This is a genomic window from Streptomyces sp. NPDC006655 (genome assembly GCF_040703965.1).
In the GTDB taxonomy this organism is placed as follows: domain Bacteria; phylum Actinomycetota; class Actinomycetes; order Streptomycetales; family Streptomycetaceae; genus Streptomyces.
This window is the reverse complement of the sequence record NZ_JBEYJU010000007.1, coordinates 146,975-162,803: the sequence shown is the minus strand read 5'-3', so window position 1 is coordinate 162,803 and position 15,829 is coordinate 146,975. Positions and strand designations below refer to the sequence as shown.

Annotated in this window: 13 protein-coding genes; 10 read left to right on the top strand and 3 right to left on the bottom strand. The window is 71.9% G+C overall.

All coding sequences use genetic code 11. The features are described 5' to 3' along the window. The first annotated feature begins 31 nt into the window (after positions 1 to 31). Positions 32 to 1,636 carry an MFS transporter gene (locus AB0958_RS06435; RefSeq protein WP_366889158.1) on the top strand — a complete coding sequence of 535 codons (1,605 nt, stop codon included), beginning with the start codon at positions 32 to 34 and terminating at the stop codon, positions 1,634 to 1,636. A gap of 149 nt (positions 1,637 to 1,785) precedes the next feature. Further along, positions 1,786 to 3,558 (top strand): MOSC and FAD-binding oxidoreductase domain-containing protein, encoded by a 1,773-nt coding sequence (locus AB0958_RS06430; protein ID WP_366889157.1) that lies wholly within the window; start codon positions 1,786 to 1,788, stop codon positions 3,556 to 3,558. Positions 3,559 to 3,572: 14 nt separating this feature from the next. Here the strand turns inward: AB0958_RS06430 and AB0958_RS06425 are convergent, their stop codons facing one another. After that, positions 3,573 to 5,108, bottom strand: a complete 1,536-nt coding sequence (locus AB0958_RS06425; protein ID WP_366889155.1) for a HAMP domain-containing sensor histidine kinase — start codon at positions 5,106 to 5,108, stop codon at positions 3,573 to 3,575. Then, a complete protein-coding gene (locus AB0958_RS06420) occupies positions 5,105 to 5,800 on the bottom strand; it encodes a response regulator transcription factor (RefSeq protein WP_366889154.1) in 696 nt (231 codons plus the stop codon). Before AB0958_RS06420 ends, AB0958_RS06425 begins: the two co-directional genes overlap by 4 nt. A 151-nt stretch (positions 5,801 to 5,951) precedes the next feature. On the opposite strand from AB0958_RS06420, the gene AB0958_RS06415 reads away from it, so the two are divergent. The 4 genes from AB0958_RS06415 to AB0958_RS06400 all read left to right on the top strand — a co-directional run bounded on the left by AB0958_RS06415 (position 5,952) and on the right by AB0958_RS06400 (position 9,866). After that, the gene (locus AB0958_RS06415) at positions 5,952 to 7,289 is read left to right on the top strand and encodes a ferredoxin reductase family protein (RefSeq protein ID WP_366889153.1); all 1,338 of its coding nucleotides are present in this window, start codon (positions 5,952 to 5,954) and stop codon (positions 7,287 to 7,289) included. A 10-nt stretch (positions 7,290 to 7,299) separates the two neighbouring features. Next, positions 7,300 to 7,713, top strand: coding sequence for an FMN-binding protein (locus tag AB0958_RS06410; RefSeq protein ID WP_366889152.1), 414 nt, complete (start codon positions 7,300 to 7,302; stop codon positions 7,711 to 7,713). Positions 7,714 to 7,715: 2 nt separating this feature from the next. Beyond that, positions 7,716 to 8,438, top strand: a complete 723-nt coding sequence (locus AB0958_RS06405) for an FAD:protein FMN transferase (protein WP_366889151.1) — start codon at positions 7,716 to 7,718, stop codon at positions 8,436 to 8,438. 450 nt (positions 8,439 to 8,888) lie between these two features. After that, positions 8,889 to 9,866: a zeta toxin family protein gene (locus AB0958_RS06400; RefSeq protein ID WP_366889150.1), complete on the top strand. Its 978-nt coding sequence runs from the start codon at positions 8,889 to 8,891 to the stop codon at positions 9,864 to 9,866. On the opposite strand, the gene AB0958_RS06395 is transcribed toward AB0958_RS06400, so the two are convergent. Further along, positions 9,859 to 10,182 carry a hypothetical protein gene (locus tag AB0958_RS06395; RefSeq protein WP_366889149.1) on the bottom strand — a complete coding sequence of 108 codons (324 nt, stop codon included), beginning with the start codon at positions 10,180 to 10,182 and terminating at the stop codon, positions 9,859 to 9,861. The genes AB0958_RS06400 and AB0958_RS06395 overlap by 8 nt on opposite strands. Positions 10,183 to 10,552: 370 nt before the next feature. On the opposite strand from AB0958_RS06395, the gene AB0958_RS06390 reads away from it, so the two are divergent. The 4 genes from AB0958_RS06390 to AB0958_RS06375 all read left to right on the top strand — a co-directional run bounded on the left by AB0958_RS06390 (position 10,553) and on the right by AB0958_RS06375 (position 15,794). Beyond that, positions 10,553 to 13,201, top strand: a complete 2,649-nt coding sequence (locus AB0958_RS06390) for an ATP/GTP-binding protein (protein ID WP_366889148.1) — start codon at positions 10,553 to 10,555, stop codon at positions 13,199 to 13,201. Positions 13,202 to 13,354: 153 nt separating this feature from the next. Beyond that, positions 13,355 to 14,485 carry an ABC transporter ATP-binding protein gene (locus AB0958_RS06385; RefSeq protein ID WP_366889147.1) on the top strand — a complete coding sequence of 377 codons (1,131 nt, stop codon included), beginning with the start codon at positions 13,355 to 13,357 and terminating at the stop codon, positions 14,483 to 14,485. After that, entirely contained in the window at positions 14,482 to 15,132 is a 651-nt protein-coding gene (locus AB0958_RS06380; RefSeq protein ID WP_366889146.1) for an ABC transporter permease subunit, read from the top strand. Before AB0958_RS06385 ends, AB0958_RS06380 begins: the two co-directional genes overlap by 4 nt. Beyond that, entirely contained in the window at positions 15,129 to 15,794 is a 666-nt protein-coding gene (locus AB0958_RS06375; RefSeq protein WP_366889145.1) for an ABC transporter permease, read from the top strand. Before AB0958_RS06380 ends, AB0958_RS06375 begins: the two co-directional genes overlap by 4 nt. The last annotated feature ends 35 nt before the right edge of the window (positions 15,795 to 15,829 follow it).

Here is a 15,829-nt window from a genome sequence, read left to right as displayed (position 1 = left end):
CATCCCCCGCACCGCTCGAAGGGGAGTACCCGTGTCCACTGAAACGCGTTCGCCGTCCGACCCCGCGACCCGTCGCGGACCGTCCGGCCCGCTGCCCGTCGGCACCCTCGTCGCCGGCTGCTTCGCGGTCTGCCTGGCACAGATCGCCCTCGCCATGCCGGCCACCCTGAACGGACTGTTCCAGGAGGACCTGCACCCCGTCGGCTCCCAGCTGACCTGGATCTCGGACGCCTTCCTGCTGCCCGTGACCGTGCTGGAGCTGACCTTCGGCGTCCTCGGCGACCTCTTCGGGCGCAAGCGGCTGCTGGTCGGCGGCGGCGCGCTGCTCGTCGTCGGCGAGGCGCTGGCCGCCGCGAGCACCGGCATCCACATGCTCTGGGTGGGCCAGGCCATCGCCGGTCTCGGCGCGGCCGCGCTGTTCCCGACCTCGCTCGCCGTGATCGCCGCCGGCACCCACACTGCCCGGGACCGCGCCCGGACGATCACGGTCTGGGCCGCCGCCCTGTCCAGCGGCGGATTCATCGCACCCGTCCTCGGCGGCATCACCGGCAACTACGGTTCCTGGCGCTGGGCCTTCGTCGTCGTCACCGGGCTCGCCCTGGTCAGCACCCTGCTCAGCGGGCTGCTGGCGCAGAACTCCAGCGCTCCCGAGGGCCGCTCCCTCGACCTCGCGGGCCAGATCACCATCGGCGTCGGCATGTTCGCCCTGCTGTACGCGGTGATCCAGGGCCCCTCCGACGGCTGGACCGCGACCCCGGTGGTGATCGCCTACGTGGTCGCGGCCGTCTTCATCGCTCTCTTCCTCGTCGCCGAGAGCCGGGCCGCCGCGCCGCTCCTGCGCCTCGACCTGTTCCGCAACCGGGCCTTCGCGGTCGCCTCGTTCGTCGCCGTCGTCGGCATGTTCAGCTACCTCGGGACGGCCTACGCGACCAGCATCCGGCTCGGGCCGGTCCAGCACCAGAGCCCGCTGCGCGGCTCGTTCGCGTTCATCCTGCTCAACGCGTGGACGCTGCTGTTGCTGCCGCTGATCTCCCGGCTCCTGGAGAAGGTCAGCGCGCGCTGGGTGCTAGGGGCGGGGCTCGCGCTGATGGCGGCCGGGGACTTCGTCGCCGCCACCCTCTCGGTCCACGACCGCGCGCTGACCTCGCTGATCCTGCCCATCGGTCTGGTCGGCATCGGCTTCGCGCTCACGGTGTCCTCCATCACCGCGACCGCCGTCAACACGGTCGAGGTCCACTACGCGGGCATGGCCAGCGCGTCGACCAGTCTGCTGCGGGACTTCGGGTTCACCCTCGGCCCGGCCGTCATCGGCGCGATCGCCCTGAGCCGCGCCGCCGACGAGTTCACCCGCAAACTCGCCGGATCCGGCCTCGGCGACCAGGTCAAGGCCGCGGCGGGACAGGTCGCGGCCGAGGGCGGACCGCTCGCCGTCAACTCCGTACCCCCGTCCTCCCCGCCCGGCGGCGCGGCCCCCGTCGCCCTGGAGGCCCTCGGCAACGGCTACGCCGTCGGGTACGTCGTCTGCGGCGTCGCGGCCCTGGTCTGCTGCCTCCTCAGCGTGGTCGCCCTGCGGGGCAAGGCCGAGGAGACGGCCATGGTGGGCATCGCGGCGGAGGAGGCAACCGCGGAGCTCTGAGGCAGGCCGGGCCGAGCCGAACTCCTGCGCTCCGGCAGCCACCTCCGCACTGGCGGACTTCCCGCGCCGCGCGCAGCCTGGAACGAGGGGGACGCACGGGCGGGGCGGGACTCTCGGGGGTCAGACGAGGCTCCCTAGGAGGGCGAGCGGTGGCCACCTTGATCGCAGTCAACGTGGGGATGCCGAAAGACGTCTCCTGGCACGGCAGGACCGTGCACACCGGGGTGCACAAGCGGCCCGTGTCCGGGCCGCGGATGGTCAGGCGGCTGAACATCGACGGGGACGGCCAGGGCGACCTGGGCGGACACGGCGGCGAGATGCGGGCCGTGCTGGTCTACCAACTCGACTCCTACCGCTTCTGGTCGGAGAAACTGGGCCGGGACGACCTGACGCCGGGCAGCTTCGGGGAGAACTTCACGGTCGACGGGCTCCCGGACGACGAAGTCTGCATCGGCGACCGGTACCGGGTGGGCGGAGCCCTGCTGGAGGTCTCGCAGCCGCGGGTGACCTGCTACCGGGTGGGCATGCGCCTTGCCGAACCGCGCATGGCGGCGCTGCTGGTGGCCCACCACCGGCCCGGCTTCTACCTGCGTGTCGTCGAAGAGGGCGAGGTCGAGGCCGGGCAGGAGATCGTCAAGGTCTCCACCGGCCCGGAGGCCATGACCGTCGAGGAGATCGACTCCGTCCTCTACCTCTCCGGTCACACTCCCGACCAGGTAGGGCGCGCCCTGCGCATACCGGCGCTCAGTCCGGGCTGGCAGGGCTCGATGCGCGCCCTGCTGGAACAGGCCGACCAGGGCGCGGCCGCGTCGTCCGGCAGCGCCGGCCTCACCGTCGCGGCCGGCGTCCCGCCCCCGGCATGGCGCGGCTTCCGTCCGCTGACGGTCACCGACGTCCTCCCCGAGAGCGAGAGCGTGCTCTCCCTGCGGCTGGCCGCGGCCGACGGCTCCGCCCTGCCCGCCGCGCTGCCGGGCCAGTTCCTGACCGTGAGGATACGAACGGCGGCAGCCGAGGCGCCCCTGATCCGCAGCTACTCGCTGTCGGGGCGGCCCGGCACCGGCACCTACCGGATCAGCGTGAAGGCAGAACCCCACGGTCTGGCGAGCTCCTACGTGCGCACCCACGTGCGGGCCGGGGACAGCCTGGAGTTCGCCGCACCGCGCGGCACCTTCTACCTGCCCAGCGGTGACACGCCGGTCGTGCTGGTGTCCGCCGGCATCGGGGCGACGCCCGTTCTGGCCATGCTGCACTCACTGGCGCACGACTCCTCCGGCAGACAGGTGTGGTGGCTGCACGCCGCCCGCAACGGCCGAGAGCATCCCTTCGCCCAGGAGGTCCGTGACCTGGTCGCACTCATGGCCGACGCGCGGTCGGTCGTCTACTACAGCAGGCCCGACCCCGCCGACGAGCACGGCAAGGACTACTCGGAAGCCGGCCGCATCTCCGGCGAGCGGATCCTCTCCCTGGGCCTGCCCAGCGATGCCGACGCCTACGTCTGCGGGCCGCCGGCCTTCATGGACCGCATGACCGGCGCGCTGGTCGAGGCCGGGCTGCGGCCGTCCCGCGTGCACACCGAGAACTTCAGCGGCGGTCCCTCCCTCACCCCGGGGATCAAGGGCACGCCCACGGTGAGGGCGCCGCACCGGCCCGAAGGCACACCGGGCACCGGCCCCTCCGTCTCCTTCGCCCGCAGCGGACTGACCGTCCCGTGGAACGACGACCAGGGCTCCCTGCTGGAACTCGCCGAAGCGTGCGACGTCCCCGTCCAGTGGTCGTGCCGCACCGGCGTCTGCCACACCTGTGAGCTCGCCCTGATGTCCGGAGCCGTGGACTACTCCCCGGACCCGGTGGAGCCACCCGGCGAGGGCAACATCCTCATCTGCTGCAGCAGACCCGCTCAGGACGTCGTCCTGGATCTCTGACACCGGCAGGGGGACTACGCCGGGGCCTGGGAACCCGTCGGTTTCCGAGGCGTCGCCCCCTCCGGCGAGGTCCCCTCCGGCTCGGCTCCTCGCGGCTCGCCGGACGGTGGCGGGGCGAGGGGGAGCGTCAGGGTGAACACCGTCGTCCGCTCCCGCCCCTCGTCCAGGGTGATCGTCCCCCCGTGGGCCTCCACCAGTGCGCGCGCCACCGACAGCCCCAGCCCGCTGCCGCCGCGGTCGCGGCTGCGGGCCTTGTCGACGCGGTAGAAGCGGTCGAAGACCCGGGCGCGGTCGGCGGCCGGGACACCGGGGCCCCGGTCGACGACGCGTACCGACGCCGAGCCGGCGGCGACCTCGACCGTCACGGACACCGGGGTCCCGGCGGGCGTGTGGACGGCCGCGTTGGTGAGCAGGTTGTCCAGCACCTGGCGGATCCGGACCGGGTCGATGCGGAGCGGGACCGGTTCGGGGCCCACGGTCACCGTCAGCGGATGGCCGGCGCGGGCCGCGCGGAAGGCGTCCGCGGCCTCCCGGACCAGCTCCGCCAGATCGGTGTCCTCCACCCGCAGCGGAGTCTCCACCTCGGCGGCGTCCAGGCGCGCGAGGAGCAGCAGGTCGTCCAGGAGGACCCCCATCCGGGCCGCCTCGGCGCGCAGCCGGGCCAGGTGCTTGTCGCGTTCCTCGGGCTGGTTGGCGGCCGCGTACTGGAAGAGGTCCGCGTAGCCGCGTACCGACATCAGCGGGGTGCGCAGCTCGTGCGAGGCGTCCGCGACGAAGCGGCGCAGCCGCTGCTCGGCCTCGGCGCGCACGGCGAGCGAGTGGTCGATGTGTTCGAGCATCGTGTTGAACGCGGTGCGCAGCTCCTCGACCTCCGGCCCGCCGCCCCGCTTGGCCGCGCGCAGCGGCAGCCGCGCCGCGGACTCCGTGAGGTTGTGCGAGGCGATGCCGTGCGCGGTGCGCGCCATGTCGCTCAGCGGCTCCAGACCGTTGCGCAGCAGCCGGCGGCCGAAGACCACCAGCGCCAGCAGGGCCAGCCCGAAGGCGACGACCTGGACGGTGACCAGCTGCCGAACGGTGTCGTCGATGCTGTCCATGGGGGCGCCGCTGACCAGCACCACCCCCGGCTCCACCGCGCAGCCGCGCAGCCGGTACTCGCCCTCCCCGGCCAGGTCCTCGGTGCGCAGCACCTCGGTGCCCGCGGCGATCTGCGCCTTCGCGACGGAGGTGAGGTCGTCGATGTCCGCGGGCAGGTCGCCCGCCTCCTCGGGCTTGCGCAGTACCGGGACGCCGTTCGAGACGTCGTACACGGCGTAGTACCAGCGGTAGTACTTCTTGCCCTGGAGGGAGCCGTTCTGTTCGATGCTCTTCGACTGGGCGGTCTGGGCGAGCCCCAGCTGGTCGTCGAGCTGGGCCGAGAGATAGTCCCGCATGTAGGTGGTCAGGGCCGTGCCGACGACCGCGAACACCACCAGAGCCAGCGCGCCGAGCCCGAGCGCCAGCCGGGTGCCGAGCCGGGTGCCCCGGTACGAGCGCAGCAGCCGTCCGATCACTCCGCCGCCTGCTGCCGTATGACGTACCCGAAGCCGCGCACGGTGTGGATCAGGGACTCCCCGCCCGACTCGTCCATCTTGCGGCGCAACCTGCTGACGACCAGCTCCACCACGTTCGACCGGCCGCCGAAGCCGTACTCCCACACGTGGTCGAGGATCTGCGCCTTGGTGAGGACCGTCGGCGACTTGCGCATCAGGTAGCGCAGCACCTCGAACTCGGTGGGGGTCAGGGAGAGCAGCCGGTCGCCGCGGCGGACCTCGCGGGTGTCCTCGTCCATCGTCAGATCCGAGATCCGGAGCACCGAGCGCTGGAAACCGGGCCCGGCGCTGCGCCGCAGCACGGTCCGCAGCCGGGCCATCAGCTCCTCCACCGCGAACGGCTTGACCAGGTAGTCGTCGCCGCCCCGGGTGAGCCCGGCGACCCGGTCGGCGACCCCGTCGCGGGCCGTGAGGAACACCACCGGCACCATCGTCCCGGAAGTCCGCAGCCGGTCGAGCACGCCGAAGCCGTCGAGGTCCGGCAGCATCAGGTCGAGCACGACGATGTCCGGCCGGAACTCGGCGGCCCGGGCCAGCGCGTCCTCACCGCAGTACGCGGTGACCGCGTCCCAGCCCTCGTACCGCGCCACCGTCGCGACCAGGTCGGCGATCGGCGGGTCGTCGTCCACGACCAGGAGTCGTACTTTTTCCACCCGCTCATACTGCGGTACGCGGCGGCGGACGCCAGACCCGTCCGGGCACCGAGAACACATCGATAACCAGTTGAAAGCGGCCCGACAGGAAAACGACAGCAGGCGCGGGGGAAGCTCGACTCCCCGGACCCGATCAAGGAGCTGCCGACCCGTGACGACCGTCCAATCGCCCCCTGCGCCCCCCACGGCGATACGCCCCAGGGTGGTGGCCCGTACGGGCCTGTACGCCGTGCTCGCCGTGAACGCGGCCGTGGTCGCCTACTTCTTCGCCCGGGCCGGCTTCGCCTCCAACGCCCTGATCGTCCTCGGCCGTCTCTTCGGGCTGTACGGCGCCCTCGTCATGGCCTTCCAGCTGGTGCTGGTGGCCCGGCTGCCCTGGCTGGACCGCCGGATCGGCATGGACCGGCTGACGTCCTGGCACCGCTGGACCGGCTTCGCCCTGCTCTGGACGCTGCTCGCGCACGCCGTCTTCATCAGCTTCGGTTACGCAGACGGCGCGGGCGTCGGCCCGGTCACCGAGCTCGTCGACCTCGCCCGGACCACGGAGGGCGTGCTCCGGGCCGTCGTCGCGCTCGGCGTCATCCTCGTCGTGGGCGCCGTCTCGGCCCGCTACGCCCGCCGCCGACTCGCCTACGAGACCTGGCACTTCATCCACCTGTACACGTACGTGGCCGTGGTGCTCGCCTTCAGCCACCAGGTCGCGGTCGGTACGACCTTCACGGCGTCGTCCGCCGCGAAGGCGTACTGGTACGCCGTGTGGGGCGTGGCCCTCGGCGCGGTGGCCCTCGGCCGTCTCGTCCTCCCCCTCTGGCGCAACCGACGCCACCAGTTCCGGGTCTCCGCGGTCGTCCCCGAGTCGGACGACGTGGTCTCGGTCCACGTCACCGGCCGTGACCTCGACAAGCTGGGCGCGCGGGCCGGCCAGTTCTTCCTCTGGCGCTTCCTGACCAAGGACCGCTGGTGGCAGGCCAACCCCTTCTCCCTCTCCGCCGCACCCGACGGCCGCACCCTGCGCCTGACCGCCAAGGCCGCCGGTGACGGCAGCGCCGCCCTGCGGCACCTGAAGGTCGGCACGCGTGTCTTCGCCGAGGGCCCGTACGGCGCGTTCACCACCCTGCACCGGCAGAGGACCGAGTCCCTGCTCATCGCGGGCGGTGTCGGTGTCACGCCGATCCGGGCGCTCCTGGAGGACCTGGAGGGCCACGCGGTCGTCATCTACCGCGTCGGCACGGACCGGGACGCCGTCCTCTACGACGAACTCCGCGACCTCGCCGTCGCCAAGGACGCCGAACTCCACCTGGTCACCGGCCCGCCGGTGCCCGACAAGCTGGCCGCGCGCGAACTGGCCCGGCTGGTGCCCGACATCGCCGACCGGGACGTCTTCCTGTGCGGGCCGCCCCCGATGATGAACGCGGTGCTGCGCAGCCTGGGAGACCTGGGCGTACCCAAGCCGCAGATCCACTTCGAGCGTTTCAGCCTGGCGGGATGAGAGGGACACCGTGAAGCGAGCCATACCCGTCGTCGCCCTGAGCATCGCCGGCCTGATCCCCGTCTGGCGCTACGAGCCGTCGATCGGCGGTACGACGGCCTCCACCGCCGCACCGGCCACGACCCCGTCCGCAACGACCCCGTCCACCGCCACGACCCCGGCCTCGGGCACGGTCGTCCGGGGGACGACCGTCGACACCGACAAGGGTCCCGTCCAGGTCCAGGTGACCTTCTCCGGCGACAGGATCACCGCGGTCAGGATGCTCCAGCAGCCGAACCACCCGCAGACGACGGCCGCGGTGCCGGTGCTGATCTCGGAGACGCTGAAGGCGCAGACCGCGGACATCGACACCGTCTCCGGCGCGACGATCACCAGTGACGGCTACAAGGAGTCCCTCCAGGCCGCGATCGACGCGAAGGGCTGACCATGCGCCGGGTCGAACACGTCATGGGCTTCCCGGTGTCCCTGCGCGTCGACGACGAGGGGGACTTCGCGGCGGCCGCGGACGCCGTCTTCGACTGGCTGCGCGAGGTCGACGAGCGGTTCAGCCCGTACCGGCCGGACAGCGAGGTGTGCCGGCTCGACCGGGGAGAGATCGCCGAGGAGGCCGTGTCCCCGGACCTCGCCGAGGTGCTCGCACTGTGCGAGGAGTACCGGCTGGCGACCGGCGGCGCGTTCGACGTGCGGCTGCCGGGGCGGCACCTCGACCCGTGCGCGGTGGTCAAGGGCTGGTCCGTGCAGCGGGCGGCGGAGCTGCTGGCTGCGGCCGGGGCGCGGCGGTTCGTGCTGAACGCCGGGGGAGACGTGGTCGCCTCCGGCGGGCCCTGGCGGGTGGGGGTACGGCATCCCGACCACGCCGACCGGCTGTGCACGGTCCTGGAGCTGACCGACCGCGCGGTCGCCACCTCCGCCCGCTACGAGCGCGGCGACCACATCGTGGACGGCCGTACGGGGCGTCCGGCGACCGGGCTGCTCAGCGTCACGGTGGTCGCGCCGACCCTGACGGAGGCCGACTCCGTGGCGACGGCCGCCTTCGCGATGGGTGCGGAGGGCGCCGCGTGGGCGGCCGGGCGTCCGGGCTGCGAGGTGTTCGTGGTGGACGCGGCGCGAGCCGTGCTGAGAACGGCGGACCTGCCGGTCGCGGCCTGAGTTCCGCAGGCTCTTGAGCCCGGCGCCGCAGGCTCTTGAGCCCGGCGAGGGTCATCGCGTCGTCACGGGAGCGCGCAATGAGCTCCCCTTGGTGCCCGTTGTCCACGACCATGACCGTCGAGGCGCACAGGTCGTGCCCGGTCCCCGCCGGGCGGAGCCCCGGGCTCCGGGCGGAGACCCCGCCGGGCGGAGCCCCGGGCTCCGGGCGGAGACCCCGCCGCGGTCAGCCGCCGCCGACGTCTGAAACACCTTCAATTCACAGTTGGCCGGAATTCTTTCGTCCGTACGGATGACGGTGACCGGGTGGTCGGTATGCGGCGGGGTTCCGACGGCCATTGCGTACGGGGTGGATCGAGCGGAAGATGTCCTGTGAGTCCGCTGAGACTCAGGCAATGCAAGGGGTGAAAAACCCTGTTGGTGCGCCTGGTTCCTGCGGTCCCTTCATCGCCCATGAGTCACAGATCGGGACGCCCCTTGTCCATTGTGCGACGCGCCGGTTTCTCTCCGCGTGATCGGAACTGCACCTGCGGCACGTGTTCGATCTTTCGCGGGGCCGGCGGGAGCGTCCCGGTCCTCCGGGCCGGCGAATCGTCCCGCCCGGTCTCCCCTCTCGGCGAACTCTCCCGGACCGACATCGAGGAGATTTTCGAACAGATTCGGGCCGACTACGAACCCGACGTCGTGCGGCAGACCGCCCCGTGCCGGAGCGTCATCGTGGCGCAGCCCGGTGCGGGAAAGTCCCAGTTGATGCCCGTCGGAATGGACGGCGCGACGCGTGTGTCCGGGGACGACTTCAAGATCTACCACCCCGGTTACCTGGGGCTGCTCGCCGCTGATCCACGGACCGCCGGCGCCCGGATCCGATCCGTCTACCAGGAGTGGCAGTGGCGGTTGGAGGAGCGCGTGCGCGCCCTGCGCGGTCACCTCGTGAGCGAGAACAGCCCCGGTCCGGTCTGCGCGTTCCTCGACGACCTCGCCGCTTTCCGGCACGACGGTTACCGCGTCGAGCTGGTGGTGCTGGCCGTACGCAGGGCGGACAGCCGTCAGGGGATCGGCCTGCGCTACGCCGACATGCTGCGGACGGAGGCGGCCCTGGCCCGGTTCACCTGGGTCGGCGGGCACGACGAGTGCTTCGAGGCCGTCGCCGAGGTCCTCGCGGCGGTCGAGCAGGAGTCCGCGGCCGACGCGGTGAGCGTGGTGCGCCGGGGTGGGGTGGTGCTGCACCGGGGCGAGCGCGAGACCGGGGGCAGGCTCGGCGGTGGGGCGGTCGACGCGCTGCTCGCGGAGCGGCGGCGGCCCTACACCTGCGAGGAGGCGGCGGCCTTCCTCGTGAACCATGAGCGGCTGTGCCGGGAACTTCCCCAGTACCGTGACGAGTGGGAGGAGGTCCTGGAACTGGCCGCGCCCCTGATGTCCCTGGTCAACTGACCGGCGGCCACGAATCCGTGAGCCTGCGGAAGAGTGCGCCGTAGTCCCGGGTCACCCGCGCGATTTCCTCGGGTCCCGATCGGGCGAGCGATTTCCGCTCGTCCAGGCACTTCTGTCGTTCAATCATCAATGAATTCAGGCGCGCGCTGTCGGGTTCCGGGAGTCGTCGCTCCAGATAGATGGCCCTGTTGTACCAGGCGATGACGAGGCGTACGCATTCCAACGCCACCGCATAACCGGCGAGTTCGGTTCGGGGTGACTCCCCGGTTTCCCCGGTGTCGGCGGACGGCCTGTTCTGGATCTCCGGATCGGACACCGCGTTCACCTCGACGGCTCGGTCCCCCCGAACCCTTTCGGCCGGGCGAATACCCAGCGCCTTGGACGTGGCGTCCCACACGTGGCGAATGGGCCAGGGATTTCCTTGCTCTTTGCACCCACCGGAGCGTCTGCCCTTACGACTGGTGATCAACCACACCGAATTCTCTCCGTGTCCTGTGATGTCGGAGCGGAGCGTGGTGAGGCCTGTGGTGTGGCCCCGTTCCGTGGTCCCACAGCTTAGGGTCCCTGGAGCGCCCGTGACACTCGTATGCAAGGGGGAACACGGAGCGTTCATTCGGAATGGCCGGTTCCGCTATGGGCGTCGATTCGCCGAGCGCATACGATCCTGGTATATCCGGGGGGGTTTCGTGGGCGGGCGGGATCTTCGTGCGCTGTTCGGTTCGAACGATCGGGGAATCCAGGTCGAGGAGCACTTCACCAACCGTCAGGAGCAGTGGGCAGCCGTCACCGCTGCCCTGGCCGAGCATGCGCAAGCCCTCTCGGCGCCCGGCTTCGACGTCGAGGACCTGGAGGCGCCGCGGAACAACGTCCTCGTCTTCCACGGCATCGGTGGCATAGGGAAGTCGACGCTGTCGCGGAAGGTGGAGGCTGCCCTCGCCCACGCGGAGCACCGGCCCACCCAGTGGGGTGAGCCCCTCCGGGTGAGCGGCCGGGTCCTTCCCGTCCGGATCGATCTCGCCCGTTCGGCCGGCACGGACTTCGAACGGGTGATCCTCACCCTCCGGCTGGCCCTCGCCGAACTCGGCCGCCCACTGCCCGCCTTCGACCTGGCGCTGCGCCGGTACTGGGACCACGTCCACCCGGGCGAGCCGCTGGAGGAGTTCCTGCGGCGCGGCGGCCTGGGCCGGCGCTTCGGACAGGCCGTGCCGGACCAGATGCAGTCCGCCCTCACCGACATCGCCCAGGCTCTGCTGCTGCCCGGCACGGTCGGCGCGGTCGTCGGACAGGTCACCGGCGCCCTGATCCGCGCCCTGCGCGACCACCGCACCGCCGTACGCGCGCTCGCCGGCTGCGCGCGGCTCGCCGACCTCCTGGAGGCCGAGCCCGATCTGGACGCTCTCTCCTACTACGCGCACCTGCTGGCCTGGGAGATCGCCCGGCTCCCGCCGGCGCGGGCCGTGCTGCCGGTGGTCCTCCTCGACACCTTCGAGGACGTCGGCGACCGAGTCCACCGTGACCTGGAACGGCTGCTGCAGCGGGTGGTCTGGCTGATGCCCAACGCCTTCTTCGTGGTCACCGGCCGCAGCCGCCTCCAGTGGGCCGAGGACGCCCTGCACGGCCAGCTCGACTGGACCGGACCGGCGGCCTGGCCGGGCCTCGCCGCGCCCAGCGGGCCCGTGCGGGGGCCGTCCCGGCAGATCCTCGTCGGGGACTTCTCGCCCGAGGACTGCGACGACTACCTGGCCCGGCGCCTGACCCGCGACGGCCGTCCGGTCATCGCGCCGGAGGTCAGGGCGGTGATGGTCGCCCGCTCGCACGGCTTGCCGCTCCATCTCGACCTGGCCGTGCAGCGCTTCCTGGCCATCCGGCGCACCGGGCGCGAACCCGTCCCCGCCGACTTCGACGTCGCCTTCCCGGCCCTCATCAGCCGTACGCTCACCGACCTCACGCCGGACGAACGGCATGTGCTGCGCTCGGTGTCGCTGCTCGACCACTTCGACGTACCGCTGGCCTCCAGGGCGGCCGGGATGACCTACGAGGCCGCCGCCCTGCGCCTGGTCGAGCGGCCGTTCGTCCTGTCGGACCCGCACGCCGTCTGGCCCTACCACCTGCACGGGGTCATCCGTTCGACCATCCGATCGGCCAACGACCCGGCAGACGACCGCTGGTCGGCGGGTGACTGGGAACGTGCGGCGGCGCGGGCGTTCGACGCCGTCGGGGAGTGCTGGGCCACCGCTCCCGAAGGCGACCGCGGGCGGCTCGTCGACTGCCTGCGGCAGGGACTGCGCCTCGCCCGCGACTTCGGTCTCGGCCTGGGCTGGCTCACCGACGCGGCCTGGAGCTATGTCGGGGACTCCGTGTGGGAGCCGCTCGCTCCGCCCGCTCCGGTCGGGGACCCGCCGGCCGCGCTGCGCACGGCGGCCGACGCCCTGGTGGAGACCCTCAGTGCACTCGCCCGCCGTCAGCACGAGCACCGGGAACGCACCGTCGACCGGCTCACCGCGGTCGTCGAATCGGGCCTGCTGCCCCCGGAGTTGCGGGACATGGCCGTGTACTACCGGGCCAAGGCCGAGCGCGACCTGGGCCGTTCGGTGGAGTCGCGCAGCGGTATGCGGGTCGTCGCCGAGGGCGGCGGACGGCTCGCCCCGGCGGCCCGCCGGGGACTCGCCCACCTGGCCCGGCTGGCCGGGGACTTCCCGACGGCCCTGAGCACCGCCGCCACCCTGGGCTGGGCCGGGCGCCACCACCGGGTGCTCGGTGACGTCTGGTGGGTGCAGGGCGACATGGCCCGGGCCGCCGAGGCGTACGCGGCGGCCCGCGACGAGGCCGAGCGGCACGCCGTGGCCGGCGAACGCGCCACCGCCCAGACCCAGCGGGCCTTCGTACTGGCCTTCGTCGACCCGGCCGCCGCCGCGGACGAACTGGACCTGGCCCGGCAGTTGCTCGCCGGACTCGACCTGCGTGCCACCCGGCTCACCGCCCGCATCGCCGCCCTCGTCCGGGACGCCGGGACCCCGGGCCCCGAGGTGACCGACCGCGCCGACGTGCTGCGTGCCGAGGCCGGGGTCGCGGGCATCACCGCCGCCCGGCTCACCCTGGAACTCGCCCTCGGCTTCCACCACGCGGTCCTGGACGACCGGGCCGGGGCGCAGGCGGCCGTGGCACGGCTGCGGGATCTCAGCCCCGGCCCGGACTACGCCTACTACGCCGACCTCGTCTGCTTCATGGCGGGACTCGAACCGTCCGCGTCGCCCTGCGGCAGGGCGCGCTGGGTGGACGGCGAGGACGTCACCCGGGCCCGCTGGCGGGCCCTGGCCACGATCAGGCGCGGCTGACGGCGGGCGACAGATCACGGACTGAAGACAACCAGTCAGTCGCCAAAGTCCTGAAACACCGGCGGTCTAAACTCTGTCCGCAACGGCCTGTGCCACGGCGACCGTGGTCGAAAATCGGGCATTGTCAGCCAAACCCGAAGGGTATTCGGCGCTTTGATACGGATAGATTCAGTCACCAAGCGGTACCCGGACGGTACGGTCGCCGTCGACCGACTCTCCCTGGACATACCGGACCGCTCGATCACCGTCTTCGTCGGGCCCTCGGGCTGCGGCAAGACGACGACCCTGCGCATGATCAACCGGATGGTGGAGCCCAGCGAGGGCCGCATTCTCCTCGACGGCGCCGACATCCACGCGCAGCCCGTCAACACCCTGCGCCGGTCCATGGGTTACGTCATCCAGAACGCCGGTCTCTTCCAGCACCGCACCATCATCGACAACATCGCCACCGTGCCCCGGCTGCTCGGCTGGACCAAGCAGAGGGCACGCGCCCGGGCGGCCGAGCTGATGGAACGGGTGGGTCTGGACTCGGCACTCGCCAAGCGCTACCCGTACCAGCTCTCCGGCGGCCAGCAGCAGCGCGTCGGCGTGGCCCGGGCGCTCGCCGCGGACCCGCCCGTACTCCTGATGGACGAACCGTTCTCCGCCGTCGACCCCGTGGTCCGCAAGGGACTTCAGGACGAACTGCTGCGCATTCAGGACGAGTTGGGTAAGACCATCGTCTTCGTCACCCATGACATCGACGAGGCGATCAAGCTCGGCAGCATGGTCGCCGTGATGCGTACGGGCGGTCACCTCGCGCAGTACGCGCCCCCCGCCGAACTGCTCACCGACCCCGCCGACACCTTCGTGGAGGACTTCCTCGGCGCCGACCGGGGCATCCGCCGGCTGTCCTTCTTCCCGTCCGCCGGGCTGGAGTTGCAGCGGGCCCCGATCGTCGCGATCGACGCCGACGCCGCCCGGCTCGGCGCCCGCGCCTCGGCCGACGCCCCCTACCTCCTCGTGACGGACCTGGACGGCAGGCCGCTCGGCTGGGGCGAACCGGGCGACCTCACCGCCGGTTCGATCGACCCGACACGACTGCTGTCGTACGGGCGGCCCTTCGTGCCGGGCCGGGACTCGCTGCGCGCCGCGCTCGACGGCTCGGTGCTCTCGCCGACCGGCTGGGCCGTGGCCGTGGACGATGAGGGACGCGCGGTCGGCGTCGTCTCCCAGCAGGTCATCGGCGCCGCGATCCGCACCGCCCACGCCGAGGGCCGCGACGACGCGAAGGTCGGGGGATGAGCGGTTTCTTCGACATTCCCAGCGACCTCCAGAACACCTACTTCGGGCTGATCGGCCTGCACCTGCGCGAGGCCCTCATCCCGGTCCTGGCCGGTCTGCTGGTGTCCCTGCCCGTCGCCCAGCTCTGCGTGCGCTTCCGCTGGCTGTACCCGCCGGTGCTGGGCGTGACCACGATCCTGTACGCCATCCCCTCCCTGGCCTTCTTCGTGATCCTCATCGACTACACCGGCCAGACCGAGACCACGGTGATGATCCCGCTCGCGGTGTACAGCCTGGTGGTGCTGGTCCCGGCCATCGTGGACGGCGTCCGCTCGGTCCCGCAGGAGACCCTCGCCGCCGCCACCGCGATGGGCCTCGGTCCCGTCCGCCGTTACTTCCAGGTCCAGTTGCCGATCGCGGTCCCCGCCATCATCGCGGGCCTGCGCGTCGCCACCGTCTCCAGCATCTCCCTGGTCAGCGTCGGCATGCTGATCGGCAACCAGGGTGCGCTCGGCAACCTGCTCAACGACGCGAACACCTACCACCGTCCCGAGCTGGCGGTGAACTCCGTGGTGACGACGGCCGTGCTGGCGATCCTGGCCGACGCGCTCCTCGTCCTCGTCCGCCGTGTGCTGACGCCCTGGATGCCGAAGGAGAGCACCCGGTGAACGTCCTCAACTTCATCCACGCCTTCTTCAGCGACAGTTCGCACTGGCACGGCTACGACGGCATCCCCACGCGCGTGTGGGAGCACATCCAGTACTCCTTGGAGGCGCTCGCCTACGCGGCCCTGATCGGCCTGCCCGTCGGCCTGGTCACCGGCCACTACGGCCGCGGCGGCAACGCCCTCGCCCTGATCGCCACGGCCGGCCGCGCGCTGCCCAGCTTCGGCCTGCTGGTCCTGATGTTCATCTGGCTGGGCTTCGGCATGCTGCCGGTGATGATCCCGTTGGTGATCCTCGCCGTACCGCCGATCCTGGTCACGACGTACGAGGCGCTCCGCTCGGTCGACCCGTCCCCGGTGGACGCCGCCCGGGGCATGGGCATGACCGAGCCGCGCATCCTCTTCCAGGTCGAACTCCCGGTGGCGCTGCCCCTGATCCTCAGCGGCCTGCGCTCCGCGGCCATCCAGATCGTCTCGACGGCCACGATCGCGGCGTACATCAGCCTCGGCGGCCTGGGCCGCTACATCATCGACGGTCTCTACCAGAAGAACTACGAGAAGGTGGTGGGCGGCGCCACCCTGGTGGCCGCGATGGCCCTGGCGACGCTGGGCATCTTCTGGGCGGTACAGAGACTGACGGTCTCGCCCGGAGTACGGCGGAGCTAGCGCCCCTCAAGCGGTAGCGCCCCGCAAGGGGCGCG